Annotated in this window: 27 protein-coding genes; 13 read left to right on the top strand and 14 right to left on the bottom strand. The window is 37.4% G+C overall.

All coding sequences use genetic code 11. The annotated features are described in order from the left end of the window. Positions 1–30: 30 nt before the first annotated feature. Positions 31–3,381, top strand: coding sequence for a 4Fe-4S binding protein (locus HCU67_RS12430; protein WP_168552932.1), 3,351 nt, complete (start codon positions 31–33; stop codon positions 3,379–3,381). A 49-nt stretch (positions 3,382–3,430) separates the two neighbouring features. Continuing rightward, positions 3,431–3,742, top strand: a complete 312-nt coding sequence (locus tag HCU67_RS12425) for a Dabb family protein (protein WP_168552931.1) — start codon at positions 3,431–3,433, stop codon at positions 3,740–3,742. A 65-nt stretch (positions 3,743–3,807) separates the two neighbouring features. Here the strand turns inward: HCU67_RS12425 and HCU67_RS12420 are convergent, their stop codons facing one another. Both HCU67_RS12420 and HCU67_RS12415 read right to left on the bottom strand, forming a co-directional pair. Further along, positions 3,808–5,937 carry an adenylate/guanylate cyclase domain-containing protein gene (locus HCU67_RS12420; protein ID WP_210423702.1) on the bottom strand — a complete coding sequence of 710 codons (2,130 nt, stop codon included), beginning with the start codon at positions 5,935–5,937 and terminating at the stop codon, positions 3,808–3,810. Positions 5,938–5,975: 38 nt separating this feature from the next. Further along, positions 5,976–6,395 (bottom strand): DUF2141 domain-containing protein, encoded by a 420-nt coding sequence (locus HCU67_RS12415; protein ID WP_168552929.1) that lies wholly within the window; start codon positions 6,393–6,395, stop codon positions 5,976–5,978. 143 nt (positions 6,396–6,538) lie between these two features. Between HCU67_RS12415 and HCU67_RS12410 the strand changes: the two genes are divergently transcribed. Further along, the gene (locus tag HCU67_RS12410; RefSeq protein WP_168552928.1) at positions 6,539–7,726 is read left to right on the top strand and encodes a hypothetical protein; all 1,188 of its coding nucleotides are present in this window, start codon (positions 6,539–6,541) and stop codon (positions 7,724–7,726) included. Between the two features lie 12 nt (positions 7,727–7,738). On the opposite strand, the gene HCU67_RS12405 is transcribed toward HCU67_RS12410, so the two are convergent. The 8 genes from HCU67_RS12405 to HCU67_RS12370 form a co-directional block, all read right to left on the bottom strand. After that, entirely contained in the window at positions 7,739–8,227 is a 489-nt protein-coding gene (locus HCU67_RS12405) for a DoxX family protein (RefSeq protein ID WP_168552927.1), read from the bottom strand. Positions 8,228–8,368: 141 nt separating this feature from the next. Next, positions 8,369–8,839, bottom strand: a complete 471-nt coding sequence (locus tag HCU67_RS12400; protein WP_168552926.1) for a GNAT family N-acetyltransferase — start codon at positions 8,837–8,839, stop codon at positions 8,369–8,371. A gap of 5 nt (positions 8,840–8,844) precedes the next feature. After that, positions 8,845–9,225 carry a hypothetical protein gene (locus tag HCU67_RS12395; protein ID WP_168552925.1) on the bottom strand — a complete coding sequence of 127 codons (381 nt, stop codon included), beginning with the start codon at positions 9,223–9,225 and terminating at the stop codon, positions 8,845–8,847. Next, positions 9,212–9,838 carry an FMN-binding negative transcriptional regulator gene (locus HCU67_RS12390; RefSeq protein WP_168552924.1) on the bottom strand — a complete coding sequence of 209 codons (627 nt, stop codon included), beginning with the start codon at positions 9,836–9,838 and terminating at the stop codon, positions 9,212–9,214. The genes HCU67_RS12395 and HCU67_RS12390 overlap by 14 nt, the downstream gene beginning before the upstream one ends. 23 nt (positions 9,839–9,861) lie before the next feature. Further along, positions 9,862–10,884, bottom strand: coding sequence for a DUF6090 family protein (locus tag HCU67_RS12385; RefSeq protein WP_168552095.1), 1,023 nt, complete (start codon positions 10,882–10,884; stop codon positions 9,862–9,864). 119 nt (positions 10,885–11,003) lie between these two features. Further along, complete coding sequence (locus HCU67_RS12380; RefSeq protein ID WP_168552923.1) at positions 11,004–11,201, bottom strand: hypothetical protein; 198 nt, start codon at positions 11,199–11,201, stop codon at positions 11,004–11,006. 43 nt (positions 11,202–11,244) lie between these two features. Then, entirely contained in the window at positions 11,245–12,327 is a 1,083-nt protein-coding gene (locus HCU67_RS12375) for an aromatic ring-hydroxylating oxygenase subunit alpha (RefSeq protein ID WP_168552922.1), read from the bottom strand. After that, on the bottom strand, positions 12,324–13,712 hold the full coding sequence (locus HCU67_RS12370) for an APC family permease (protein WP_168552921.1): 1,389 nt from the start codon (positions 13,710–13,712) through the stop codon (positions 12,324–12,326). Before HCU67_RS12370 ends, HCU67_RS12375 begins: the two co-directional genes overlap by 4 nt. Before the next feature lie 478 nt (positions 13,713–14,190). On the opposite strand from HCU67_RS12370, the gene HCU67_RS12365 reads away from it, so the two are divergent. The 5 genes from HCU67_RS12365 (at position 14,191) to HCU67_RS12345 (ending at position 19,969) form a co-directional block, all read left to right on the top strand. Next, entirely contained in the window at positions 14,191–16,353 is a 2,163-nt protein-coding gene (locus HCU67_RS12365; RefSeq protein ID WP_168552920.1) for a TonB-dependent receptor, read from the top strand. A gap of 114 nt (positions 16,354–16,467) precedes the next feature. Further along, positions 16,468–17,448 carry a C-type lectin domain-containing protein gene (locus HCU67_RS12360; RefSeq protein ID WP_168552919.1) on the top strand — a complete coding sequence of 327 codons (981 nt, stop codon included), beginning with the start codon at positions 16,468–16,470 and terminating at the stop codon, positions 17,446–17,448. A gap of 128 nt (positions 17,449–17,576) precedes the next feature. Beyond that, positions 17,577–17,999 (top strand): DUF2141 domain-containing protein, encoded by a 423-nt coding sequence (locus HCU67_RS12355; RefSeq protein ID WP_168552918.1) that lies wholly within the window; start codon positions 17,577–17,579, stop codon positions 17,997–17,999. 3 nt (positions 18,000–18,002) lie between these two features. Further along, positions 18,003–18,629: a tetratricopeptide repeat protein gene (locus HCU67_RS12350; RefSeq protein WP_168552917.1), complete on the top strand. Its 627-nt coding sequence runs from the start codon at positions 18,003–18,005 to the stop codon at positions 18,627–18,629. 5 nt (positions 18,630–18,634) lie between these two features. Then, on the top strand, positions 18,635–19,969 hold the full coding sequence (locus HCU67_RS12345) for a 2TM domain-containing protein (protein WP_168552916.1): 1,335 nt from the start codon (positions 18,635–18,637) through the stop codon (positions 19,967–19,969). Positions 19,970–19,978: 9 nt separating this feature from the next. On the opposite strand, the gene HCU67_RS12340 is transcribed toward HCU67_RS12345, so the two are convergent. From HCU67_RS12340 to HCU67_RS12325, 4 genes are all read right to left on the bottom strand, one after another. Further along, positions 19,979–20,761: a nuclear transport factor 2 family protein gene (locus HCU67_RS12340; protein ID WP_168552915.1), complete on the bottom strand. Its 783-nt coding sequence runs from the start codon at positions 20,759–20,761 to the stop codon at positions 19,979–19,981. Positions 20,762–20,783: 22 nt separating this feature from the next. Then, positions 20,784–21,416 carry an O-methyltransferase gene (locus tag HCU67_RS12335; protein WP_168552914.1) on the bottom strand — a complete coding sequence of 211 codons (633 nt, stop codon included), beginning with the start codon at positions 21,414–21,416 and terminating at the stop codon, positions 20,784–20,786. A gap of 68 nt (positions 21,417–21,484) precedes the next feature. Next, positions 21,485–22,924, bottom strand: coding sequence for a nuclear transport factor 2 family protein (locus HCU67_RS16655; protein WP_246865776.1), 1,440 nt, complete (start codon positions 22,922–22,924; stop codon positions 21,485–21,487). 100 nt (positions 22,925–23,024) lie between these two features. Then, positions 23,025–23,915, bottom strand: coding sequence for a helix-turn-helix domain-containing protein (locus HCU67_RS12325; protein WP_210423701.1), 891 nt, complete (start codon positions 23,913–23,915; stop codon positions 23,025–23,027). A gap of 244 nt (positions 23,916–24,159) precedes the next feature. Here HCU67_RS12325 and HCU67_RS12320 point away from each other — a divergent pair, with 244 nt between their 5' ends. The 5 genes from HCU67_RS12320 to HCU67_RS12300 are packed head-to-tail and all read left to right on the top strand — an operon-like array spanning position 24,160 to position 26,206. Beyond that, positions 24,160–24,438: a 2TM domain-containing protein gene (locus tag HCU67_RS12320; RefSeq protein WP_168552913.1), complete on the top strand. Its 279-nt coding sequence runs from the start codon at positions 24,160–24,162 to the stop codon at positions 24,436–24,438. A 45-nt stretch (positions 24,439–24,483) separates the two neighbouring features. After that, the gene (locus HCU67_RS12315) at positions 24,484–24,786 is read left to right on the top strand and encodes a 2TM domain-containing protein (protein ID WP_168552912.1); all 303 of its coding nucleotides are present in this window, start codon (positions 24,484–24,486) and stop codon (positions 24,784–24,786) included. Then, entirely contained in the window at positions 24,777–25,091 is a 315-nt protein-coding gene (locus HCU67_RS12310; RefSeq protein ID WP_168552911.1) for a 2TM domain-containing protein, read from the top strand. The genes HCU67_RS12315 and HCU67_RS12310 overlap by 10 nt, the downstream gene beginning before the upstream one ends. Positions 25,092–25,096: 5 nt before the next feature. After that, a complete protein-coding gene (locus HCU67_RS12305; protein ID WP_168552910.1) occupies positions 25,097–25,429 on the top strand; it encodes a 2TM domain-containing protein in 333 nt (110 codons plus the stop codon). 21 nt (positions 25,430–25,450) lie between these two features. After that, the gene (locus tag HCU67_RS12300; RefSeq protein ID WP_168552909.1) at positions 25,451–26,206 is read left to right on the top strand and encodes a LytR/AlgR family response regulator transcription factor; all 756 of its coding nucleotides are present in this window, start codon (positions 25,451–25,453) and stop codon (positions 26,204–26,206) included. Positions 26,207–26,230 lie beyond the last annotated feature (24 nt).

Genomic DNA, 26,230 nt, shown 5'->3' with positions numbered 1-26,230 from the left:
CTATCGGCCCCTTCTTTTTTATTCATTATCATGAAAAAACAATCTCAAATTCAGGTCTGTGCAAATGAAGCCGTAGCTAGAATTGCATATAAGACCAATGAGATATTTCCAATTTATCCAATTACGCCAGCTTCACCAATGTCTTCATGGGTTGAAGAGTGGAGTGCAAAAGGACAAAAAAATATTTTTGGTTCCATTCCAAGAGCATTTGAAATGCAAAGTGAGGCCGGAGTGGCCGGAACCATGCATGGGGCCTTACAAACAGGCTCCTTATCTTCAACATTCACCGCATCTCAAGGTTTGTTGCTCATGTTGCCAAACATGTACAAGATTGCCGGTGAACTTACCCCAAACGTAATTCATGTCGCTACACGTTCCATAGCTACACATGCCCTTTCAATTTTTGGCGACCATAGCGATATAATGGCAGTTCGTGCTTCGGGCTATGCATTTTTAGCATCAGCATCAGTTCAAGAAGCAATGGATTTTGCCCTAATTTCACAACTTGCAACCTTAAAATCCAAAATACCCTTTGTTCATTTTTTTGATGGATTTAGAACATCCCACGAAACACAAAAGATTAATGAGGTTTCCGATGATATCATCCTTAAACTAATGGATGATGAAGCCGTTAAAGCGCATCGAAGAAATGCCTTAGACCCAAATAATCCAGTAATTAGGGGAACCAGTCAAGCAGCCGATACCTTTTTTCAAAGTCGTGAAGCTATTAATTCCTTATATGAATCATGTCCGGATGTAGTTCAAGAGACGATGGACGAATTTGCAGATTTAACGGGTAGGCACTATAAAATCATTGATTATTTCGGCCATCCGGATGCAGAACACGTATTGATTTCAATGGCTTCTTCCACTGAAACTATTGAGGAAACCGTTCGATTCTTGAATGGTAAAGGCGAAAAATGTGGACTGATAAAAATTCGGTTGTACCGCCCTCTAAGTATACCCAATCTATTATGTGCATTGCCAAAATCATGTAAGAACATTGCTGTTTTAGACCGAACCAAAGAAGCTGGTTCTGTTGGTGAACCACTTTTTTTAGAAATCAATCAAGCGCTCGTAACTGCATACCACAACAAGGAAATCTCATACTTACCTATGGTGATAGGCGGTCGTTATGGTTTGTCGTCAAAGGAATTAACCCCAGGGATGGTGGTTTCCATTTTTGAAAATCTAAAAAATGAACATCCCAAACCAAGATTTACGGTAGGCATAAATGATGATGTCAGTAATCTTAGTTTGCCGGTAATGGCCAATCCCAACCTTTTAAAAGGTTCATTCCAAATGCTTTGTTATGGTCAAGATGAGGGCTTCAATCAAGCATATGAAACTTTTTTGAATGACCTGACCTTAGCTCAGCCTTCGTTTTTGCAGTCATATACTGAGATTGATTATAAAAAATCGAAATCAGATACCGTACATAACCTACGTTTATCTGAAACTGGAATAAAGGCTCCCTATTTAATTCAAGAAGCGGACTTACTTATATGTGCCAATGCCGCTTACTTGAACAATCAATCAATTTTCAAAAGAATTAAAACAAATGGAACCCTGATTCTGAGTAACGCCCTTGGTCTCGAAAATATTTGGGCAAACTTAGAACTTGAAATTCGCGATTTCATCCGAACAAAGCGAATATGTTTATATGCGTTTAATGGAGAGGAGGACCAACTTTTTAAACTTTTATTAAAAATGAACCCCTTCTCTACTAATGGTGAATTTATCACCACCACAAATGAATTGACTTCCATTCCTACCCTTGACAAACAATTTGAATATAGGTTGGATAGTGAAAGTAACTTCACCAATACCTTTTTGGGGCATCTTCTTGATAAAAGGGGAAATGAACTACCTGTAAGTGCATTCCCAATAGATGGAACCTTTCCCACGAATACATCAGAATTGTTGGGAAACAGGGGTAAGGGAAAAATACCAATTTGGGATATGGATTCTTGCACGCAATGTGGACTATGTAGTCTTGCATGCCCACAGGCTGCAATACGGCCCAAGGTAATTTCTAATGAACAAATGCCTTTAAAAAAAGGATTTAAGTCGTTAAATGCGAATCAATTGGGAGAAGGTTTCGATTTGTTGAATTATACAATTCAAGTAAATCCGGACCAGTGTACTTCATGCAATAATTGTGTGGAATCTTGTACTGTTGGTGCATTGCAAATGAGTAGTTCTAAATCTGCCATTGCTATGGCACAGGAGCATTGGTCAATTTTTGAAAATATCCAAGAGTATGATAGATGCCAGATAGATGATTATAGCATACCCCAACAACAATTACAACAACCTTTATTCAAGTATTCAACAGGAGAAGAAAATTGTGGACAGGCTCCTTATTTGAAATTAATTTCTCAATTATTTGGAGACCGTATGTTAATTGCAAACGCGACCGGGGCCAGTTCAATATTTGGGGGTGCATTACCAGTTACACCATGGTCCAAGAATAAAGAGGGCTTTGGTCCAGCATGGTCAAACTCATTATTTGAGGATAATGCGGAATTTGGAATGGGATTCCAGCTTTCACAACGCATGAAATTTAAAGAAGCAAGAACGTTACTTGCAAATATGAACTGTTCAATAAATGGCTCATTGATTTCAGATATTCTGGAATGTCAGCAATTAAGTGAACAAGAAATTTTTGATCAACGCAATAGGGTATTGCAACTAAAAAAAATACTTCGAACTTTTGAAGATACCAATTCAAAACAACTGTTGGAATTGGCAGATTTTTTAGTCAAACGAAGTGTTTGGATTATTGGAGGTGATGGTTGGGCCTATGATATAGGTTATGGAGGAGTGGATCATGTTTTAGCGTCTGGTGAGAATGTCAATATTCTGGTCTTGGATAACGAATTGTATTCCAACACAGGTGGACAGAAGTCCAAAGCAACTCCAAAGGGGGCGAGCGCAAAATTTGGTTTCCAGCCTAAGGCTAAAAATAAAAAAGACCTTGGAGCATTAGCGATGCAGTATGATGATGTTTATGTTGCTTCAATTGCAATTGGAGCTGATGCCCAACAGACCTTGACAGCATTTAAAGAAGCGGAATCGTTCGAAGGCCCTTCTTTAATTATTGCATATTGCTCAAGCAAAGAACATGGTATTGATAGTAAATCAACATGGAAACATCAAGCTGCGGCGGTTAAGTCCGGTCATTGGAAACTCTATAGATATGACCCACGATTGGGAGAGGACTTTCTGACTCGATACCAACTGGATTCTGTGCGACCCAGTATGCCCATTAAAGATTTTTACGCGATGGAAAAGAGATTTCATAAATACCTAAATGAGCAGACCGAATTCGTCTCAGAAACAAAAAATGAGTGCAATTTGGATTACTATAATTGTTGATGTCACTTTTAAAATCTAGCAGTACTAAAAATCTAAAAATTCAATTAAAATGAAAAAATGGAAACTCTTAATTTGCCTAATTGCCTTAGGTATCTTTACAAAATTAGAGGGTCAGGAATCAAAAGCTTTAAAACATGTACTTTTATTCGATTGGTCTGAAGAAGCCACTGAAATCCAAAAGGATGAAGTTCTAAATCTCTTTTATGGATTAGTCGCTAAAGTTGATGGAATGCATCATACAAGAGTAGAAAAACTAATAAAGTCATCTGAAGAATTTGATGTGGTAATTTTTATGACTTTCGAAAACGAAACTTCGCTACAAGCTTATGAAAAGCATCCAGACCATATCAAAATTTTTTGAGATTGCACCTCCGCTGTTAAATAACTTTAGTGTCTTTGATTTTTATAACACCAATTAGAACAATACTATTTTGAAATATTGTGTTGGTGCAATAAGTCACTGTATCTAGGGTCTGTTTTTATGTAGTCAAAATAATAAATGGCATTGTTGTTAAACAACTTACTCTTGTTTTTTGAAGTATCTAAATAATGAAAAACACTATCTGATTCTTTCAAGCCTGCAAAGACTACGGCAATTCTGTGGTTCTGCATGCGATGGGACGGCATCTTTTTAATACTGTCTACAATGCGTAAGGCATTAATGGTATCGCCGAGTTGACCATAACTATAGCCCAAAAAACGATAGTAGTTTTTATCTTCGTTGCTAAGATAGGTGGTGGGTGCAATTGCTTTCTGAAAGTCTGGCTTGGCCATATATAACCTCATATAAAGCCGGTTGACTATGAAGTCGTCAGCTTCGGTATGTTGTTTTCTTATTTCTTCAATTAACTTTTCTGCATCATCGTACTTTTTATTGTAAGTCAATGCACTAAAATAGCTTGATGCGGAAGCAAAGGAAAGAGGGTCAAGTGCGTAGGCTATTTTAGTTTGTTCCAATTGTTTTTGATATTGACCAGTATAGTAAAAGTACGTTGCATACTGATGCCTGGCAGTAACATCGTTCGGAGAAAGCTTTATAGCCCTCTCAAAGGCTACTTGCGCTTTTTCGAATTGTTTGGTGTGGTTGTATAAAAGGCCTTTAACGGTGTATAGACGTGAAATATTATCATCAATTTTTTCCGCCTTTGTTAAATAGGTTTCCGCTTTTTCGGCTGCAATTGTCGGGTCTGCATTTCCGTAATAGGTCTGTAAAAAAATCGAATTAGCAATCTCAGCGTAGGCCTCAGCGTAGTTTGGGTCGATATCAATTGCCTTTTGATATAACTCAATACTCTTGGCAATACTGCCCTTATTTCTCTTGTCTGCTTCTTCCCGGCCTTGAAGAAATAGTTTGTATGCTTCTATATTTTGGGTTGAAACCTTCGCGATACTCTTCTCTTGTTCAAAATTAATATTGAGCTTAAGTTCATCAACGATGTTGGTTGTAATCTCAGATTGTATTTGGATAATATCGGTTAATGTTCGGTCGTAATCGTTAACCCAAACTGGTTCATCGAGTTTTGCATTAATAAGTTGGGACGTGATCCTTACATCATTACCATATTTTCGAATACTTCCTTCAAGAATATAAGTAACTCCGAGTTCGGCGGCTATTTCTGGTACCGTCATATCACTATCCTTATATTTTTTGACGGAAGTCTGTGAAATCACATGAAGATCATCAAAATGGGACAAGCGATTTACGATATCATATGTTATTCCGTCCCGAAAAATTTCGGAATCTGCATCGGTACTTAAATTTTCAAATGGCAAAACAGCTATTGATCTGTCAGTAACGGTATAGGTAAAATCATAAAGTCCAAAATATTCCGCAAGAATTAATAGGCCAACCAAACCCAGAACTATGCCTATTTTCTTTTTGATGGAGGAGCTCTTATTTGAATTGGGTTTTGAGCCTGATAGGTTTTCTTTGACCTGTTTGGAGGTAGGCACTCTCAAACCTTCATTTGAAATTGCGAATACAGGAATGGCATCAGAGACGTTCTTGAGTTCGTAGGCATCTAAAAATGTTGCCTTAATCTCAGGATGACTACGTATTTGGTCGTGAATCTTATCAGATATCAATACACTGCCAGCGATGGCACAAGATTCAATTCTCGAGGCTACATTAACAGCGTCTCCTATAATATCGTTTTCAGTTTGAATAATGTCGCCTACGTGTATGCCAATTCTGACAGGTATATCGGCGTCAATAAACTTTTTTTGAAGTTCAATACTGCTATGAACTGCCTCTACCGAACTGCTAAAGGTACTCAAGGTACCATCACCAAAATATTGAATGATCTTACCGTTGTGTTTCTTGGTTGTTGTATCAAAGATTTTGCGGTGCTTCTCTCGAATTTCCAAAGAGACCTTCTCATCTTTTTGCATCAAAGCGGTGTAGCCTTGTATGTCTGTAAACACAATTGCAGCCAATTGCCTCTTTTGAGCCATGGTGTTCTCGGTTGATTTGAAAAGTCGGCTTTTCCGACCTGTTTTTGATTGATTAATTGAAAGTAAGGTTTTAACGTTTAAGAACAAAAAAATCCCCAGCATTTGCTAGGGATTCGTTTAATTGATTGATTATGTTGATTTTAGAATCGTATATTGAATTCTAGGTCTTTGTCAGCTACATCAAATTTTGCCATTTCAAAATTAGGTGGGCCCATGGTCATGTCATTACCGCTCATTCCATAACTTTCTTTTGGCATACCGTTAGCTTCAAAATCCATCTGTTTATTGTTGTTCACGTCGTGCATGGCCATTATCGCATAGGTTCCTTCAGAGACATTTTCAAAGGTAAGTTTGACTTTGCCTTCACTGATTTCGCTTTCTGCATTCAAAACCCCAGGACCTCTCATAAAAGTTTCAGGGGTGTGTATTGCGGCCAAAACCTTGCCTTGGTCAGAAGTGACATTGTCAATGGTAACCGTAATTGTAATCCCCTTATCTTCTTGGGCATTGATTGTGAATACCATGAAAAAGAGAGCTAAACTTAATACTAATGATTTCATTTTTGTTTGTTTTTGATTGTTAATGATGCCCCAAAACTAGATGCTAGTCGTTTTTCATAGAATTAAAGTCTACTGAATTGTTATTTTTTCATACCCAGTTGTTAAGGAGGGTAATTTTGGTTAATTTTTGGGAAAGAAAGAAAATGCCCTTAAAATCTTTTCTTAAAAGCTCATTGATAGTTTTTGCACTTAGCTTGAAATTGAATGCACAGGAATATATTCCAAATAAATCGCTTCGCAACAATATTCGAATTGAAAAATGGAGTGAATTGAAACTCAAAACACCCAATAAGCATCGCACAATGACGGGCCTAATATTAAAAACAAATCAATGTTTTGACCTGTACACCAAAGTTGCCAAGAAGTTGGGTTATCCTGTTGAAGAAGTGGCTAGTATGATGACATTCCACAATGTGATTTTAAAAGAAAATGCCAGAGGCAAAGATTTTTCTAAGCTTGAAATTGACAATGAATATCAGGTTACTAAAAGGTCTTTTTTGGAATCTGGTAAGGAAAAGAGCTGGTCTACTGAACAATTGCAAAATAAGTACGACCGTCTACTTCTTGATGCCATTTGGATTGCCGTTATAAATGAATTTTCTCGAGGGCATACTGAGGAAACAAAAAGACTTGCTTTAGAATTATTGGAAAGCGGTAATTTCTCGAAGGAAGCTCTTGTAAAAGCCAAGGATACTCGAATAGAATCAAGAAAAAAAGATTCTCAAGACAAAAATTCTAGTAGTAAGTCCAAGCCGCTTATTGAAGATATAATTCTTCGAACGGTTACCAATTATGGTTTGAACGGTGCTTATATTGATAACGAGGTCAGCGTACTTTTTGCCAATGGAGAGATTTTGACAAACCCTGTTGGGGCCTTGGATGAGTTGGATGTAATGGCCTCTAAAAATAAATACCCCAAACGATGGAACACCTGGCAAAAGAAAAATGGCATCATTTACGTGACCAAGTCGTGGAAAGGAAAAACATATGATTGGAAAAAATGGTTTAAGGTCAGACCGGCACGAGGCAATCAAAAATTATCCGGAAAGTTCAATACTTCAGACCCTTTCGGAGGTGCATCAGTTATAAATGCCAGTACGGTTTCATTTGATTCAAGTGGCAGATTTGTTTGGAAAACCATAAAAGGAGGTGATACCAGTTGGAAACCGAAATACTCTAGGACCAATGAAGCTGGCACCTACACCATAAAAGATTATAAAATAATCCTTAACTATAATAATGGCCGTACGGAATCATTCTTTTTCGGATTTTACCCAAAGGATGATAGGCATTTTGTTATCGGAAGTTCACATTTTATTCCCCTAAAATGATATGGTTTTATACTATATCCAGCGCATTCTCTTTGCAACGATATAGTCCAATCCATATTTACCAGAACCGAACCAGAATCCTAAGATACTTAGGGAAAGAAAGGCAAATGTTGGGATGTAGCTCCATGAGTAATCGAATTCTCGAAATAGCAAGGTGGTCAACATCACCATAAAAATGAAGAAAGAAGACAATCGTATACAGTATCCGATAATCCAAAATAGGCCTCCAAAGAACATTGAATAGCAGGCAGCATACGCAAAGAATTCTGGATTCAAAGCGAAAAAGTATCCAAAACCACCAACAGTTTCGATAAAATCAGGAGAAACCTTAAAAGCAGGGAGGTCGTTAAATCTCGTTGCCCAAGGCACCCCCATATTCTGGGGACTGAAATAAAACGTTAGGTAAAAACCACCAATTATCTGGGGAATTGCTGCAAGGAGGTTGGTGTACCAATGACTTAGATGATATGGAACCGTAATTCTTTTAAAGAATTGTAACATGATTTAGTCGTTTTCGTATCGGGGGAGATAGCTACTAGCTTTTAAATCGATATTATAAAAGTACGAATAGGATTGTTAAGAATAATTATGAATTGTAAAAAAATATAGTTGAAATGTATTAATAATTAAGTGAAGTGTTTTTTATGAAATATATTTAATCATCTGAATATCACATCTTTGATATGGGGTTTCTATTCCTTTAATTTCAGTAAAGCCTAATTTCCGATAAAGGTTTATTGCGGGTTTAAGTATGGTATTGCTTTCTAAATAAATGGTTTTCGCCCCAATATTTTGTGCTTTTTCTATAATGGATTTGCCAAGTTTGTAGCCTACACCCATACCTTGAGCCTTTGGGGAGACACCCATTTTTGCCAACTCAAAATCAAATTCAGGATGGTTCATTTTTATAAGTGCACATACGCCAACTGGTTCATCGTCTAAAAGAGCAACTACAATATGACCACCTTTGTCGAGAATATATTCTTTCGGATGTTCAAGAGCTTTTCTGTCCATCTCCTCCATCTCAAAATATTGCTCAATCCATTCCTGGTTGATGGTTTTAAACGCCGCGGAATAGCTGTCCTTAAAGTCAACAATTTGAATTTGCTCCATGATTTTTAGGAGGTTGTTATCTGATTTCTCTTGCCGATAATTTCAACAATCCAATAAATAACTTGACTGATTCCACCGAAGAAGAAAAACAGAATAATCCATACGATTAACATATTGTTTCCCTTGAGGTTTGGGTTTTGCACGGCATGCACGATGTAAAAAATTAGGCTGCCTAGCCCTGTTAGAATCAAGAAAATTATAAAGCCCATAAACCACGCTATGTTGCCCAGAATCATTTGGGCAGATGGATCTTGCCCCATCGATTCTACTTCTTGAATGTCGGTAACGAGATTAATGACGAAAAAAATGTAAACTATAACTGAGATTAAGCCGAGTAAAATTGGCGCTAAAGCAAAAAAAGCTTGCCAAAACTTATTGTTTATCATGGTGATTGGTTTTGTAACTACTGATATGTCGAGCAATTTCGGTTGATGTTACATCACCCTTTGAATTTAAATTTTCTATAATCGACTCATGGTCTTCTGGTCTGGTCTGACTCAATTTGTAGGTGGCTTGTATATCTGTTATTTCAATCTTAAAACCAACTACTCCCTTTACTTGCCGCAACGTTTTTGAAGATAGCTTCTCAAGCTTTATTGGGTTTTCAGAATTAGTTTCATGCCTGTTGACCAATCTATGCAAGGAGGCCATGGTTTCCGTTTCAGAAAGTATTTGTAGGTCTCCGTAGACATGAACTGCGATGTAATCCCATGTCGGTACTTCCTCTTCTTGGTACCAAGATGAAGAAATATAGGTGTGGGGACCATTAAAAATGCAGAGTACCTCGTTGTTTTCATTAAAACTTTTCCATTGCGGATTGGCTTTTGCGATATGCCCAACTAAATAGTCATTACCTTCAAAAGTCTCTAGTTCCATAGGAATATGCGTTGCCCATGGTTTACCTTCTACCTGATTCACCAAAATACCAAAGCTGTTTGCCTTAATAAATTCTTTGACCCGTAACAGGTTTTCATTTTTATAGTATGGTGGTGTATACATTGGGTTGTTACTAAAGAAATGGATTATTCAATTTTTCTAAAAGTTCTTTCTGGCCTACTACCTAAAGTTAATTTAAGGCCAATAACCTCCTTGCTTTCATTTCGATTTAATTCGGCGAATGAGGTGCCTATCAGAAAGAAATTTTCATTTTCAGGATATAAAGAGAAGGTGTTCCGGCCATTTTCATCTAACCATTCGTAGACCAATTGTTTTTTTCGATTTCTAATAATCAAAGTATCCTTTGACTTTTCACTTGTGGAAACATAGGTTCCTGTGTAGTGGTGAAATCGGGTAATTGGTTTAATAAGGCTGGTGTCGATATCGCTTTTCAAATAGTGTGATAATTCAATATAAAGATCTTTAGCTGCTCTATTGAACAATGCATTATATCTAAAGTGATTGTTCAGCCCTGTGGATTCATAATAGGCTACATCATTAAGATAGAGTGTATCATTAAGGAAAAAATGGTACGCGGATTCGGGCAAGTCTTCGCGATTGTTGCTCAGATAATACCAAGAGGTTGTTTCCCTTATTCTAGTTTCAAATGACTTTACCACCTCTTCAATTGCATCATCACTGACATCAAGTGTTGGTTTATAAGCACTATATAGAAGATTTATTTTCGATATCAATGTATCCTGCTCTTCACTCAGTAGCTCGGTAAAGCTATCGAGTTCCCCAGCTGCGTCATCAGAAATATCTACGGTCGTATTGTTCCAAATCAGGTAAACTAATCCAGAATTCTTATAGTCTTGAAGCGTTACTTTTTTTCGAAGTACGTCACCAATGTCTTTTTCCTTGTATCTATAGAAATTGTTGACATCATCTGAGTAATGAATATTGAACTTAAGCTCTTCCTTTACCTTTTTCAATATTTGGTCTATTCGTACCCGACTTTTTCGGTTTTCGTTCCAATTGTTGATTTGCACGGCAATTAAAATTCCAATCACTACCAATACAATTTCACCTACGGCGTAGAAAACGTATTTGGAAAGTTTACCCTCTGATAGAAGCTTTTGGCGGAATCGGCGAAAAAATTTAGTCATCCCCTAATTGGTCTTTCTTTTCTTTTTTTAGATTTCGGTATTTGGTATATAATCGGACCCCTAATCTAGCAAATAGGATAATGGCAATTAAGGTTATGATGTTGACCGTATTCACGTTCTTAAGAAGCTCCGGTTAATCCATCACCATCGATATCTTTTCCAAGATGATTTTCCAATGCCTCAAGTGTTTTACGCAGAAGTGATTTGGTTTTGCTAAGTTCTTCTTCAAGAATAGCAACGCGTTCCTCGACACTATCAGCTTGCTTCTGTTGCTTCTCCAACTCATTCTGCTGTAACAAATCCCAAAAAATACCCATGTTGTATTAATTTACTTTTTTAATAACTAAAGATAAGAATGATTCAACCCAAAAATTTCGCAAGCAAACTATGAAAATGGTGTACCCCTTGTTCTCGTGTTGGTGAAAACCTTCCAGCTTTATAGTATTTTGATTTTAAACCCTGGTGTACTCCTTCAACAACAAATTCGTCTTCACGTTCTACTTTGTCCATGAGGGCACCGGCCCTGCTATGAAATTTGCTGTCATCATAGAGATAGGTCAGAAAAGTAACCTTGGTCTTCTCCATATCTATCGGCTTGACGATGTTAATGGATAGCCCCCATGAATAAAAATTGAACATCATGTTAGGGAAAACCCAGAAATAATAGGCAGCTATTTCACTTCCATAATCCATATGGTCTTTAGGCAGATCAAAAATTTCTTCACCACTTTGCGCATAACCAATTTGTAAGTTCATATGGTCGTAAACTTCGGTAGTATAATTGCCATAATCCAATAATTCATTTAACTCTGCGTGTACAAAGGGAATATGAAAACCTTCCAGATAATTATCGCAATACAGCGCCCAATGACAATTGGCCAAATAGTCTTTGCTCAAGTCTTTACGATATCGAAATTGCTCCAATGGTAAAAAACCAATTCGTTCGTTCATGCGGTCAATAATTTCCGAAATGTCGAAGGCTGGTTCAAGACCTACAAATAAAAAGGGGTTCCATTTTTCAACTTTAAACGGATGAAGGTTATCACATGGCCGTGGAAAATCTTCTGCTTCTTCAAATTCTGGCATTGATTTGTAACGGCCATTAAATTCAAATCGACGGCCATGGTACATGCACAACAATTGCTTTTGAACACCAGAGTTCAATACTACCAGATGGCCGCGATGGGTACAAACATTGCTCATACAATGAATCTCATCTTGTTCATCCCTAACCAAAACCAAGGGTTCGGTTAAATAACCGTCCAAAAGCTGAAAAGGATGAGCACTTTTTGAGAATGGCAATAAATCAAAATCGCCGACCCAGTGCCAAGAAGTACGAAAAACCTTTTCTTTCAATTCATCAAAAACGGCCTGATCGGAATAAAAAGATGCCGGTAAGGTCTCAGCTTTTTTAATATCAGGGTCAATATGAAAACGACTCATTTGTACATTTTTTTAAGTTTGAAAAGTATCAGTCCAATACCTATTAATACTGCTGTCACACAAGAAATTTTAAGATAAAAGCTCGTTTTGTCTCCAATAACATTTGAAGGCATAACTGCCAAAACCAAAGACAACAAGATAACTGATAGCGCCATCAAACCAAAAACCCAAACCATCATTTTCTTTTTCTCAAAAAAAGAAAGAGGGCTAGAACCCCCAGTATTTTTTAGACTATGCCAAATAAAACAACTGAACATATATATAAAGGGGATAAAATACAGCAATACCGACATGTCATAAAGCAAAGAATAAGCTTCCTGAATTTTGGTGCCAGAAACTGCTATCAATAATAGAATACTTACTAAAACCCCTTGTACGATAAGTGAAATATAGGGCGTTCCGAATTTTGGATGAACCTTTCCCAAAACAGGTGGTAGGTAATTATCAATGCCTATAGCAAAGGGTAGCCGGGCGTTTCCGTTCATCCAGGCCGCAAAAAGCCCTAGGGTTCCCAGTGTAACCAATAGGGCACCAACAGGACCCAAAAATGGCCAATCCAATTGTTCTGTCAAAATGTAGAAATTTTGAGCTATACCATCAATTATACCAACTTGACCCTCAGGTATGGCTATGAGTAATGAAAATGTACCAATTGTGTAGAGTGCAAGAACAATGAGGGCTGAAATGAAAATAGCCTTGGTCATTATTCTTTTAGAGTCTTTCATTTCTGTTGACATTACCGATGAAAGCTCTAAGCCCCCAAATGAAAATGTAATCGCAGCAAAAAAAGGTAAGACACCAAAATCCCCAAAATCAGGAATAAATCGTTCCATTGAAATCTCTTGTGAACTGCCATTGGTAAGCAATTGATAAAAGGAAGCAATAGCAAGCAAAGCGAATAAAACCCATAAGGATATTGCCCCAATATTCTGTATCCACTTACCGAACTTAAGACCAAAAACATTTAGGATTACCGTGAACCATAATAAGGCCATTGAAAGAATACTGGCAAACCAAAAATTATCCTTTAGGTGAAGCCATTGGTCTCCAAACATATAAAGTGCCGATAGTGAAATGGTAAAAAGTACGGTTGGGAACCAAACGATTGCACTTAACCAATAGCACCAGGCAGCAAGAAAGCCATGCCATTCACCAAAAGCAGATTTGACCCAAAGATAAAATCCGCCGATACCTGGCACTCTAGAATTTAAATCAATAACCATAAAACTACTCGGAATAAGAAAAAATACTGCAGCAATAATCCAAAGAACAAGGCTAGACCAGCCAAACTGCGCTGCTTGGGTGAGAGATGAAAGGCCGATTATCGTCGCAACATTGAGAAGCACTAAATCTCTAAGGCCAAGAGCTTTCTTGAGTTTGGTCATCTATTGGTTTTTGATATATCAACAAACCTAATTTAAAATTTTGAAGATAGGACCAAACCAAAGTTTGATAAAACGATATAAAAATTCCGAATGGAAAAGGACCCATTCGGAATTCTCTAAATGGCACATCAATTTGGTTGGTTGACTAATGATGGATGAACTGCCATTTTTCCTTTGTGTACGACTCTTTTGGAGTGTACATGCTTAAACTGGGGTTGGTTATTTGGTGGGGAACTCGTCGTGATTGGAAGGGATGTTAGTGCCTATTCCGACAATATAAATATACTAAAAATCTGATTACAAATAATTTACGGTATTCTTCATCGAAATTTCTCAATTTGAAGCACAACCCTAATTGGCAGTTAATCCCTTTTCCGATTCATCCCGAAAAATCTACAATTCGGTAACTCACAATTTTAAATACAACGATTCATCTTGACTTTTGAACCATCATTTCATCATCAAAAAACGAACAATCATGAAAAATCAACTTTCCGTTCTATTTCTTTTACTAAGTATTTTTAGCTTAACGGCCCAGTCAACGATAAATGGTGTTGTAACTGACAAAGCCGGTAATTTTATTGCAGGCGCCAACGTATATCTCGAGGGCACATATGACGGAGGTTCTACGGCTGAAGACGGAACTTTTAGTTTTGAATCCTTCGAAGAAGGCAACCAAACATTGGTCGTTTCAGCTTTAGCATACGAAACCCATTACGAAATGGGTGATGTTTCGTATTTCAAGAACCTGAACATCAAATTAGTTGAGGCCATTAACCAACTTACTGGAGTCACCCTTTCGGCAGGTACATTTGAAGCGGGGGACAACTCCAAAGTGTCAGTATTAAAACCTTTGGATATCGTTACTACAGCAGGAGCTGCTGGTGATTTTGTGGCTGCCTTGCAGACCTTACCAGGTACAACAACGGTGAATGAAGACGGTCGACTTTTCGTTCGTGGTGGTGCTGCTGGTGAAACACAGGTATTTATTGATGGTCTAAGGGTATTTCAACCCTTTAACGCTACGGCAAATAATATACCCACACGCGGTCGATTTTCTCCGTTTTTATTTAAGGGAATCACATTCAGTACAGGAGGATACTCGGCAGAGTTTGGTCAGGCACTCTCCAGTGTTTTACTTTTAAATACCACTGATGTGCCCGATCAGGAGAAAACCGATATACAGGCCATGACCGTAGGAGCAGGTTTGGGTCACACCGAAATCTGGGGCAATACATCTCTAAGTCTAAATACCCAATACATCAATCTGTCTCCTTATGAGGCCTTAATTCCGTCCACCCAAGGTGCAAGTTGGAACGACCCTTATGAGTCTTTTTCGGGTGAAGCAGTATTCCGAATCAAGGGCGAAAAGAGCATGTTCAAGTTTTATACTGGTTTTAATAGAGCAACATTGGATATTAACCAAGAAGACATAAACTTTGACAATCCCGTACGATTTAGTTTGACGAACAGCAATTTATATTTCAATGCTTCTTACAAGTATTTCTTTGAGAATAATTGGACGTTGTTTGGTGGGGCAAGTATTTCCAATGATGGTAATGCTATTGGAATCATAGAAGATATTATCGATGCCAATGAACGGGCTTCCCATATAAAATTTAAGGCCAAAAAAGGATTTTCCAACCGATTTGTCTTGAATTTGGGAACAGAAATATTCAATACCAATTATGATGAAACGTACAGGGCAACCAGTGGGTTTACGTTTGACAGCAACTATGAAGACACACTGTTTGCGGGTTTTGCGGAAGCCGATATCTTTTTCAGTAATGACTTTGCCCTTAAACTAGGTGGAAGGCTAGAAAATACCTCTGTTTTGAATGAGTTCACTGTTTCACCAAGATTATCATTGGCCTATAAAAGTGGAGAGAATTCACAATTCTCCCTTGCTTACGGTGATTTCTATCAAAACCCCTTGAATGATGTGCTGAAATTTGACCAAGGATTGGGCTATGAAAAAACATCACATTACATCCTAAACTATCAATATTTAAAAAATGGAAAGACCTTTAGGGCTGAAGCCTATTACAAGGATTATGATAATTTGGTAAAGTTTAATACTGAGTTACCTCAATTCAATTCGGTGTATTCCAATTTGGGTAGTGGTTATGCTTCCGGATTGGATGTGTTTTGGAGGGATAACAAATCAATTAAAAACCTTGACTATTGGGTCTCATACAGTTATTTGAATACAGAGCGGGATTATCAAAACTTTGTAGAAGCCGCAACACCAAATTTTGCCCCAGAACACAACTTTTCATTGGTCACCAAGTATTGGTGGGATAGCATGCGCTCTCAAGTTGGTCTTTCGTATTCTTATGGTTCAGGTAGGCCTTATCACAATCCCAATAGCACAGAATTTTTGGCTGAAAAAACGAGGTCATTTAACAATCTGAGCGTTAATTGGGCCTACCTGATTGACCAACAGAAGATTTTATATTTCTCGGTCAATAATTTACTTGGCTTCAATAACATTAGTAATTATCAATATAGTAATACACCTAATGTGGCTGGCAACTTCGACAGAAGGGCAATTACACCTGCAGCCGATAGCTTTTTCTTTGTCGGATTCTTTTGGACTCTAAGTACTGACAAGAAGAGTAATCAATTGGATAATCTTTAGTTGCAAGGTTGATTTTAAACGTGAATACCACAAAAAACAACACCTTTACAGGTCTTTCACCTATTTAAGCAACAAAAGATTTTAAGAAACCAGATTAAAGGGAATCTTTGAAATATGGGATTCCCTGTTTTTTTGTCAAAATTTAGATGCTGTATAGCTCTATTTATATTGGTTTTTAGCTACGCTCTAGGCCAGAATCAGCCACCAACCGTTACTGCAATTGGGTATCAGGCCTATTGCACAACTAATCCCCAAACAATCGCTGAATCAATATCAATTACGGACCCTGATGACACTACAACTGAGGCAGTATATATTCAGGTTTCCGTTGGTTATGTTAATGGTGCAGACTTTTTAAACCTTACTGGAACCCACCCCAGTATCTCAACTTCTTGGGATGTTATACAAGGTGAATTAACCTTGCAGGGACCAGCAACCTATGCAGAATTTGAATCAGCCATATTGGATGTGGAATTCTCGACTTCAAGTAGTGGAGATAGGCAATTCTCGATTACTGTCGGGACAGCTAATTTTTTGCCAAGCACCCAACATTATTATGAATATGTATCAGACCCGGGAATTTCATGGTCCGACGCTGAAACGGCTGCAAGTGCAAGAACTTATTTTGGCTGGCAAGGTTACCTAGTAACTTTAACTTCACAAGAGGAAGCTGATTATGCGGGGAGCCAAGCAGGTGGATTTGGATGGATTGGAGCCAACGACACGGCTGTGGAAGGGGAGTGGAGATGGGTTACAGGTCCTGAAGCTGGTACCTTATTTTGGAATGGTGGAGTTGGTGGTACCGAAATTACATACGCCAATTGGAATGGTAGTGAGCCCAACAATTGTTGCGGCGGAGAAGATTATGCGCATATTGCTGACCCTTCTGTTATCAGGGGTGGTGCGGCAGTAGGTGCTTGGAACGACTTACCAAATGGAGGAGGAGGTGGAGCATATTCTTCACAAGGATATGTTGTGGAATACGGAGGCACGCCTGGTGACCCTCCTTTGAATATCTCGGCTACGACAAGCCTAATTGATAAATGCACTTTAATTACAAATAGGCGGGTGACCTATAGGGTCAGCAAAAATTAATTCGGCAAATCAATTCACTTATTACCTGACCTACAATTTATCCCGATAATTCTACAATTCGGTAATCTTTTATGGTAAGACTCTCGATTCAGAAGCATTTTTGCTGTGTAATCAAGAAACGAGCAGTCATGAATTCTTTAATCACCACCATTGTAATCTTTCTCTTTGTCTTTGCGCATAATTGTCAAGCACAAGACAAATCGAATCTAATTGTTCATGTGCAAGACATAAAAACCATTAGTGGCGAAATTAGGATTGGCCTCTACGATTCTGAAACCAATTGGTTGGAAAGGACATTCAAAAGTGAATCGATTGAAGTGATTTCAGATACTTGCCAGGTAGTTTTCACAGATATTCCAAAAGGAGAATACGCCATTTCACTTTATCAAGATGAAAACAGCAATGGTAAGTTAGATATGACAATGGGAATTATACCAAAAGAAAAATTTGCAGCTTCAAATCAAGCTCCTGCCAGATTTGGTCCGCCAAAATGGAAAAACGCAAAATTCAATATCAATAAAAACGAACAAGAAATAACTATTAAACTGTAAACAATGAAAAAGCTAGTATTTATTCTTTTATCAACACTATCAACTTTTGTATTTGCCCAAGATCAATACATCAAGGGTATGGCAAAGGCCATGGATTTTTGGCAAGAAGGTAAAATTGTAGAAGCATCAAATTTATTTGAACGCATTGCCGCGGCCGAAGAAGACAAATGGATACCCTACTATTACATCGCAATGGTGAATACAACAGCCTCTTTTGGTGAGAAGGATGAGGAAAAATTAAGACAGCAATTGGAGAAGGCGAAGGAGTATTTGGATATCGCAAAAAATATTTCGCCAGACAATTCAGAGCTGTTGATTCAAGAAGCAATGATAAATACCGCTTGGATGGCTTTTGATGGCGCGACCTACGGACCAATGCTTTCTGGGAAAAATATTCAACTTTACAATAAAGCCTTGCAGCTTGACCCCGATAATCCTCGAGTGCTGTTTTCAAAAGCGGAATGGGATATGGGCACAGCCCGATATTTTGGCCAGGATACAACGCCATATTGTAAAGATGTGGAAAAGGCAGTAGAACTTTTTGCTACTTTTAAGCCAAGTGAAGAACCTTTTTACCCCGATTGGGGAGCCGATAGGGCAAAAGAAGTTTTAGCTCAGTGTAAAGCGTAATTAAGATGAAGAGTTTTTTAAAGGTTTTGGGCATATCATTAATTATTACAGTTTTTGTAGCTGCCCTGAACCTTTTCCTTTTTGATTGCTGTGATTTTTCTTGGAAGAATATTTCAACGCAATTCATTATTTCATTCATTTTTTCATTCGGACTATCAGCAGCCAACTCATATTATTATGATGGGATTAATTTGAGGTACGATTGGGAAAAGGAACCCAATAAGAGGCTGTGGTACGGTGCCCTTGGGTCCTTTGTGATTACGATGGTCGTATATGGGGTTTTAAGGTATTTACTCGTAGCCTATTTTACCGGAAATTATTCTGTTGCTTCGTTCATCGCTAATGAATCAATTGATAGTTATATCGTAGCATTGGTAATTACCATAATTGTTATCTTATCAATTCACGCATTTCATTTTTATAGGGCGCTACAAAAAAGGCAGGTAAATGAACAGAAAATTATTGCCGGTACTGCATCTGCTAGATTTGATGCCCTAAAAAATCAATTGGACCCCCATTTTTTGTTCAATAGTCTAAACGTATTAACCAGCTTAATCGAAGAAGACCCAAATGCAGCTCAGAAATTTACCACTTCATTATCTAAGGTATACCGCTATGTTTTAGAACAAAAGAATAAGGACCTTGTGACCGTAGATGAAGAATTGAATTTTGCCCGAACTTATGTACGACTTTTAAAAATGCGTTTTGAGGATAGTATAATATTCGAGATACCTGAAAATGCCTCGAATCCAGAAGCTAAAATAGTTCCACTTTCATTACAGTTATTGCTTGAAAATGCCGTGAAGCATAATGTGGTAACTTCATCAAGACCACTTCATTTAAAGGTTTTCGAGGAGAATGGAATGTTGGTGGTCAAAAACAACATCCAAGAAAAATCCGTTGTAAAAAAGAGCAGTGGGGTAGGGCTTCAGAATATTCGCTCCCGCTTTTCAATCTTGACTGATCGTGAAGTACAAATTGATGATTCGAATAAAGAATTCAGTGTAAAACTACCAATGCTTTCAAAACAAATTTCGATAATGACCCCTCAACAAACCCAAGAAGACCATATTGAGGAAAAACGTTATTTAAAGGCCAAAGAACGCGTAGAAGCCATTAAAGGCTTCTACGGTAATCTCATAGCCTATTGTATTGTAATACCATTTCTGTGGTGGCTGAATTTTAGGACCACCGATTTCCTTTGGGCAATTTTTCCAACTTTAGGATGGGGTATTGGATTAACCGTCCATGGTATGGAGGCTTTCGGTTATAACCCATTATTTGGAAGAAATTGGGAGGACAAAAAAATTCGAGAATTAATGGAAAAAGAGGACTTTTAAGTCCTCGAATTAAAATTTTCCACTATTTACATTTTCGTTCGGTACTGGTTCAACATTATCCCAATGTTCAACAACTTTACCATCTTCAATTCTGAAAATATCGACCTGAGCGTAGTCCTGGTTCAATTTTCCATCGTTCCAATTTGCTTTGCACAAAGTCGCTACAAAGTTTCCTTTTCCAACACACAAAACTATTTCTTGATAGGTAAGAGGTGGATTGGGCATACTTGCCAACTTTTGAAAATGTTCAAGCCCGTCGGCCACCTCTTTGTTATGCTGAATATACTTTTCTTCTGAAATGTAATTGGGGAGGTTTGAAGGGTTTCCGCCCTTCATCAGTCCATCTTTGATAAGATTGCGCACCAACTCTTTATTCTCCTCGGTTTTATCTAAATCTGTAATTTCTGTGGCGCCATCAACCGAAGTATGGCCAGAAGGGGTGGAGTCTGCATAAGCGGCAATGACGTCCCAATGCTCAATTATTTTATCATTTTCATCTGTATCAAAGAAATCTGTAGTTACCCATTTTGCCTCTCCGTCGTTGAGACTTTGGAAGGCATGAATGAATACGTATTGGCCGTCTTCCCATCCTCTAACAATATCTATGTGCCTTTTTGGATTTCGTTCAATAAAAGGTTCAAAGAACTCAACGAATCCTTCAACGCCATCCCGTACACCTGTACTGTGCTGTGTGTATCGGTCACCTGTGTATTTGGTTACAGCTGCTCTTGCATTGCCATCTCGAATACCTTCTAAATATAAGTTTTTGGCATTTTCTAATTTTTGTCCCATAATCAATAAAAAAGGTTACGTATTATTCTTGAATTTTTGATGTAATTAAAACAACTTTCCCACCAAATTGTGATTGTAGTTCGTATTTGTCCGTCGATTTAACCTTAGATAAAAAATCCCTTGTTTCAGCCATATCGGCGTTATCCACATAAATAATAGTCCCATTGTGAAAGTTGGGCTCTAACATTTTGAACAAAGGGTGGTAAAGGTCTTTCCATCCATCCAATAACAAAAGGTCGATTGTTTCAGAATGGTTTTTTAAGGTATCCATGGCATCGCCAATTAATACTTCTATTGACTGTGCTACACCGGCTCGTTCAAAATTCTCCTTCGCTTTTTTGGCTTTTGAAGGTATAAGCTCGGTGGTAATAATTTTACCATTGGTTTCTGTAACCCCTTGTGCCAAAAACAGGGTGGAGATACCAAAAGACGTTCCAAATTCAACTACATTTTTTATATTTCTTTGAACAATTAATTTTCTCAATTCTTCTCCTTGTTCCCTCGAAATGGATAAGTAGACATCCTTGAAATTAGAAGGTTCAAATCCGGTCAAAACGCTTTTAGCAGCGCTCTTCATCATACGTAAATAATCTAGTTTAGAGTCTTTAATCAACTCATCTAAAATGGTTTCTGAATTATTTTCGATTACATTCATAACGACACATTACTTTTTGTAAAGGGTTGAATTCTTAACAGTCAATCTGAATAGGAACTTAGGCTAAACTAAAATTTCCCATTATCGTTTTTCCACTCTGATTTTGGTGGTATTGAGGAAATAACATCCCAATGCTCAACAATCAGTCCATCTTCTAACCTGAATAGGTCATAGAATGCGGATGGTTCTCCCTTTCCAAATTTTCCCTCGCTTAGAGTGAGTACAAAGTTTCCTTGTCCCAAAACTTTGTGAAGGGTTTCATATTCCATGACAAGCCCGTTTTCAGCAAAATATTTCATAGCAGCACCAAAACCGTCAAGACCATCGGCAACGGCAGGATTGTGTTGAATATACTTTTCAGGATTTATGTAATTGGTAATCTTATCCATCTCCCCTTTGAATAATATGGTATTGATGAAATCTTCCACCTTGGCTTTGTTTTCTGCAGTTTTGTCTAAATCTGTCAGAACGGTTGAGCCATCAAACTGAGTGTGTCCACTTGGGTTAGGTGGCTGTACTTCCAGCAAATTATCCCAGTGTTCCACTATTTGCCCATCTTCAAAGCGAAAAACATCAAAAGCGGCTTTTGGACCAAAAAAATCATATTCGGTTTGGGTAAAGACAAAATCACCATCTTCAAAAGCACGAATAACATTCGCTTTAAACCCTCCTTCAGGCGCATTTTGCATTACCTCTCCAAATCCTTGAAGGCCATCAGCAACTGCCAGATTGTGCTGTATATATTTGTTGGGATTGATATACCCAATGGGTTCTTGGCTTCCAGTATTAAAACTGTTCAATAGTGCGACAACTTTATCTTTATTTGACATTGGTGTGTCTAAAGATTCAAGTGTTGAACTTCTTAACATCGAAATTGATGATTGGTTCATCATTCCCATAAATTCTTGGGAAATAGGATTCTCCATAAAGGGCTGCAAAGCAGCATCAGAATTTTCTTTGGTGTCCCAATAAACCAAAACGACTTGTTCTCCATTTTCATTGACACCAGTAATGCGCTGAATAAAACCTTCTTTTGGCTCAGTAACTTTTTCGGCCACTTTTGCATTAGTTTTAGTAAACTTTTCAATGTTGGTATCAGCAGCTGTTTCGAAGGCCATCATCTCGATAAAGGCACTATTTTCGGCTGCAAATTCTTGATTTATCGTGTAGCGGTTCATTTTCATGGTCTCTCCTTCAATCATTCCTGCATAATCACTAACAGCGGCATCTGCCATGAACTTATTCATAGAAGCTTCCGCATCCTCTAGTGTGCTCCAGAAAACAATGACCATATAATTGCCATTCTCATCGACTGAACTTTGTCTTTTAATAAATCCTGGTTGATTACTAGTAAAATTACTTTCGACTTCTGCATCCAGTTCATTGAATATTTGCTGACTGGCCGTCGTTTTTAGGTTAAATGTTGTAACCTCAAGTACTAATTCTGGTTTTGGTTGTTCACAACTTGCTATTACTAAAATAATAGGTATTAGGCATTTCAAATTCATGACTTTCAATTTTAAATAGTGGAGCAAAAATAGCTGGACCAACAGGCTTATTCGCTATCAAAATGAAGATAAAAATTGTAAATGTGTAACCTGGATGGTTTTAAAGAGATCTAAATTTGAGTGGTGTGGTGTTGGTATTTCTCTTAAAGAATTTAATCATGTTAGCGGGTTCGTCAAATCCTGTCTTATGGCAAATTTCCTTTACCGATAGGGAACTCGTAACCAAAAACCTTTTGATTTCAATAGTGACAAAATCATCTATGAATTTTTTCGCTGTTTTTCCGGATAATTTTTTGACAACATCATTCAAGAATTTATAAGAAATACTCATTTCTGAGGCGTATAGCCTTGAATTTCTGTTTGTTGTGTAATTTGACTCCAATAAGTTTTTGAATCGTTCAAAAGTCTCCAACCAATGGGCGTTAACTTCAATCTTAGAGCGGAACAATTTGGCCCTTTCAGCTTTAAGCAATACTACATTCAGCAGTGATCCCAATATCTCTGATTTACCCGTTTCTTGTGGTGAATTATATTCTTGATGTAGTTTTTCAATAACATCCAAAAAATGGTTTTCCCCCATTTCAGAACTATGAATCACAGGTAGCTCAATATGGTAATTAAATAACCTATTGAATTTAACATTGTGTGAAAGAAAATAGTGTTTATTCAAAAAACCATGATCAAAAATGATACAATAACCCTTAGCCTTCTTAAGGTCTTCAGTAAAAAATTGAATTTGATTCTTGGCAACAAACAAAGCACTACCTGCATTCAATTGGTAGTATTTAAAATCAAGAAAATGGGTGTAGGAACCTTCTGTGACCAATAGAATCATGTAAAAAACGATTTTATGCGCCTCGAAGGGATTGTGGTCTGTCGATTTTTCTAGTCTCTCGTACAGAAGATCAAAATCCATTACCTCGACAAACAAGTCTTTGTTCTTTTTGAAGCTAACGTTTGGAATTTCTTTGTTTGCCTTGTTTTCTTCCAATTTTTGAGTAACTAAGTATTTGATTAAAAGTAGATAAAACAATCAAAACAGAACCTGAGAACAATCTTAGGTTTGCGGGAATAAATTGTCTTAATTCATAACTTATTGCAATTAATAGGCTGAAAACCCTGCAGTCTACAACCCATCCAAGAAAAATAACAATTCGGTAATTTCTATTTTAAAACAGTCGACTTGCAGCTGATATTTGGTCTATAAATAATTCAAGAATCAAAAAATAGAACTAATGGAAAATGTAACTGATTACAAGTATAAAAAAGCAAAAGAAAGGGTTGAATGTATTAAAGGTTTCTATACGCATGCAATGGTTTATGCCATAGTCATTTCGGTATTGGCATATCTAAACTATGTGACCACAGGCTTTCTTTGGATTGTATTCCCTGCTCTTGGATGGGGTATTGGTTTACTGGGTCATGGAATGCAGGCTTTTGGCTACATGCCGTTTTTAGGTAAAGACTGGGAGGAGCGAAAAATACGTGAAATCATGAATAATGATGAGTATTAGACATTTACTATTTTTAAATACCATAACCAATCAAAAGACAAAATCATGGATTTTAATACAAACGAAAGCAAATACATAAAGGCGAAAGAACGCGTAGATGAACTAAAAAAGTTTTACGGTAATCTCACCTCTTATGTCCTGGTCATTTCAGGTTTAGCGGCAGTTAACTATTGGATAAACGGCTGGAGCTATATGTGGTTTCTTTGGGCGGCATTTGGCTGGGGGATAGGTTTGTTCTTTCATGCAATCAATACCTTTAGAATCAACCCATTCTTCGGGAAGAATTGGGAAGAAAGAAAAATAAAAGAATTAATGGACAAGGATAAAAACGAAAGAAAATGGCAGTAAAGGATAAATATGACGATAGTAAAATGGGCAGGGCCAGAAAAAGGGTTGATGAACTAAAGGGCTTTTATATCCATTTAATGGTATACATTGCTGTAAATGCCTTTATACTAATAAACATTGCGATTCAGTCAAATAATTTTTGGGAATGGGGTCATTTTTTCACCTTGATTTTCTGGGGCATTGGTTTGGGTATTCACGCCGCCATAACTTTTCGGTTCAATCCTTTATTCAATAAGAACTGGGAAGAACGCCAGATTAAAAAATATATGGAACGCGATAGGGAAGATGCAAGTAAATTCCTTTAATTGATATGAAAACTGACAATAATAAATACCTGCGTGCTAAAAAGCGTGTAGAAGAGATAAAGAGCTTTTATCGACATTTAAAGGTTTTCGTTGTAATCAACGGTGTGTTTTACCTGTTCAAGCTAGGTGTCTTCAATTCTTTTTTACCGGAATGGGTAAATTCAGAACCACAATTTTTCAATTGGGTAAATATGAACGTAGTTCTATGGGGTGTAATTTTGGTCGTTCACTTCATTTATATCTACCGCAATAAAATACCATTTTTAAAAAAATGGGAAGAAAGGCAGATTCAAAAAATTATGGATCGCGAAAAGGAAGAGACAAAAAAATATCGATAATTAATAAAGAATATATAGCCCATGAAGGCCATCATAATTGAAGATGAAAAACCGGCAGCAAGAAGACTTCAAAGATTACTTTCTGAACTGAAAGTTGAGGTGTCAACGATGCTACATTCAGTTGAAGAATCAATCGATTGGTTTCAGAAAAATGAACATCCGGATTTGATTTTTTTAGACATTCAACTTTCAGATGGTTTATCGTTCGAAATCTTCGATGTTATTGAAGTTAAAAGTGCCATCATTTTTACCACTGCTTATGACGAATATGCACTCCAAGCTTTTAAGTTAAATAGCATTGATTATTTGTTAAAACCAATCGATGATGAAGACCTCGAAAAGGCAGTGAGAAAGTACCAAGAATTCAAGCCTGAAAAAGAACAGATTTCGGTCGATTTTGAGGATATAAAAAAGTTGCTGGTCAACCCCCTAGAAAGGGAGTATAAAAAACGTTTTACTGCCAAGGTAGGGCAGCACTTAAAAATTATCAATGCTGATGAAGTGGAATGTTTTTACAGTGAGAATAAAGGTACCTATGCAGCAACAACCGACGGGAGAAATTATTTGTTGGATACTACGCTTGAAAACTTGGAACCCGAACTTTCGCCAAAAATATTTTTTAGGGTCAGCCGAAAATTTTATGTGAACATTAACCACATAAAAGATATCATTTCGTACACCAATTCTCGACTTCAAATAAAATTAAATACCTTTGTAGAGCAAGAAATCATTGTGAGTAGAGAGCGAGTAAAAGACTTTAAGCTTTGGTTGGAATAAAATAGTGCAAATATCTGGTATTTA

Origin of the sequence: Croceivirga thetidis, assembly GCF_012272815.1 — a bacterium.
GTDB lineage: Bacteria > Bacteroidota > Bacteroidia > Flavobacteriales > Flavobacteriaceae > Croceivirga > Croceivirga thetidis.
This window is presented reverse-complemented; position numbering and strand designations above follow the sequence as displayed.

Bases quoted from the DNA above. Each gene is read 5' to 3' on its own strand.
- HCU67_RS12430 (WP_168552932.1), top strand. From the start codon at position 31: ATGAAAAAACAATCTCAAATTCAGGTCTGTGCAAATGAAGCCGTAGCT.
- HCU67_RS12425 (WP_168552931.1), top strand. From the start codon at position 3,431: ATGAAAAAATGGAAACTCTTAATTTGCCTAATTGCCTTAGGTATCTTT.
- HCU67_RS12420 (WP_210423702.1), bottom strand. From the start codon at position 5,937: ATGCTGGGGATTTTTTTGTTCTTAAACGTTAAAACCTTACTTTCAATT.
- HCU67_RS12415 (WP_168552929.1), bottom strand. From the start codon at position 6,395: ATGAAATCATTAGTATTAAGTTTAGCTCTCTTTTTCATGGTATTCACA.
- HCU67_RS12410 (WP_168552928.1), top strand. From the start codon at position 6,539: ATGCCCTTAAAATCTTTTCTTAAAAGCTCATTGATAGTTTTTGCACTT.
- HCU67_RS12405 (WP_168552927.1), bottom strand. From the start codon at position 8,227: ATGTTACAATTCTTTAAAAGAATTACGGTTCCATATCATCTAAGTCAT.
- HCU67_RS12400 (WP_168552926.1), bottom strand. From the start codon at position 8,839: ATGGAGCAAATTCAAATTGTTGACTTTAAGGACAGCTATTCCGCGGCG.
- HCU67_RS12395 (WP_168552925.1), bottom strand. From the start codon at position 9,225: ATGATAAACAATAAGTTTTGGCAAGCTTTTTTTGCTTTAGCGCCAATT.
- HCU67_RS12390 (WP_168552924.1), bottom strand. From the start codon at position 9,838: ATGTATACACCACCATACTATAAAAATGAAAACCTGTTACGGGTCAAA.
- HCU67_RS12385 (WP_168552095.1), bottom strand. From the start codon at position 10,884: ATGACTAAATTTTTTCGCCGATTCCGCCAAAAGCTTCTATCAGAGGGT.
- HCU67_RS12380 (WP_168552923.1), bottom strand. From the start codon at position 11,201: ATGGGTATTTTTTGGGATTTGTTACAGCAGAATGAGTTGGAGAAGCAA.
- HCU67_RS12375 (WP_168552922.1), bottom strand. From the start codon at position 12,327: ATGAGTCGTTTTCATATTGACCCTGATATTAAAAAAGCTGAGACCTTA.
- HCU67_RS12370 (WP_168552921.1), bottom strand. From the start codon at position 13,712: ATGACCAAACTCAAGAAAGCTCTTGGCCTTAGAGATTTAGTGCTTCTC.
- HCU67_RS12365 (WP_168552920.1), top strand. From the start codon at position 14,191: ATGAAAAATCAACTTTCCGTTCTATTTCTTTTACTAAGTATTTTTAGC.
- HCU67_RS12360 (WP_168552919.1), top strand. From the start codon at position 16,468: ATGGGATTCCCTGTTTTTTTGTCAAAATTTAGATGCTGTATAGCTCTA.
- HCU67_RS12355 (WP_168552918.1), top strand. From the start codon at position 17,577: ATGAATTCTTTAATCACCACCATTGTAATCTTTCTCTTTGTCTTTGCG.
- HCU67_RS12350 (WP_168552917.1), top strand. From the start codon at position 18,003: ATGAAAAAGCTAGTATTTATTCTTTTATCAACACTATCAACTTTTGTA.
- HCU67_RS12345 (WP_168552916.1), top strand. From the start codon at position 18,635: ATGAAGAGTTTTTTAAAGGTTTTGGGCATATCATTAATTATTACAGTT.
- HCU67_RS12340 (WP_168552915.1), bottom strand. From the start codon at position 20,761: ATGGGACAAAAATTAGAAAATGCCAAAAACTTATATTTAGAAGGTATT.
- HCU67_RS12335 (WP_168552914.1), bottom strand. From the start codon at position 21,416: ATGAATGTAATCGAAAATAATTCAGAAACCATTTTAGATGAGTTGATT.
- HCU67_RS16655 (WP_246865776.1), bottom strand. From the start codon at position 22,924: ATGAATTTGAAATGCCTAATACCTATTATTTTAGTAATAGCAAGTTGT.
- HCU67_RS12320 (WP_168552913.1), top strand. From the start codon at position 24,160: ATGGAAAATGTAACTGATTACAAGTATAAAAAAGCAAAAGAAAGGGTT.
- HCU67_RS12315 (WP_168552912.1), top strand. From the start codon at position 24,484: ATGGATTTTAATACAAACGAAAGCAAATACATAAAGGCGAAAGAACGC.
- HCU67_RS12310 (WP_168552911.1), top strand. From the start codon at position 24,777: ATGGCAGTAAAGGATAAATATGACGATAGTAAAATGGGCAGGGCCAGA.
- HCU67_RS12305 (WP_168552910.1), top strand. From the start codon at position 25,097: ATGAAAACTGACAATAATAAATACCTGCGTGCTAAAAAGCGTGTAGAA.
- HCU67_RS12300 (WP_168552909.1), top strand. From the start codon at position 25,451: ATGAAGGCCATCATAATTGAAGATGAAAAACCGGCAGCAAGAAGACTT.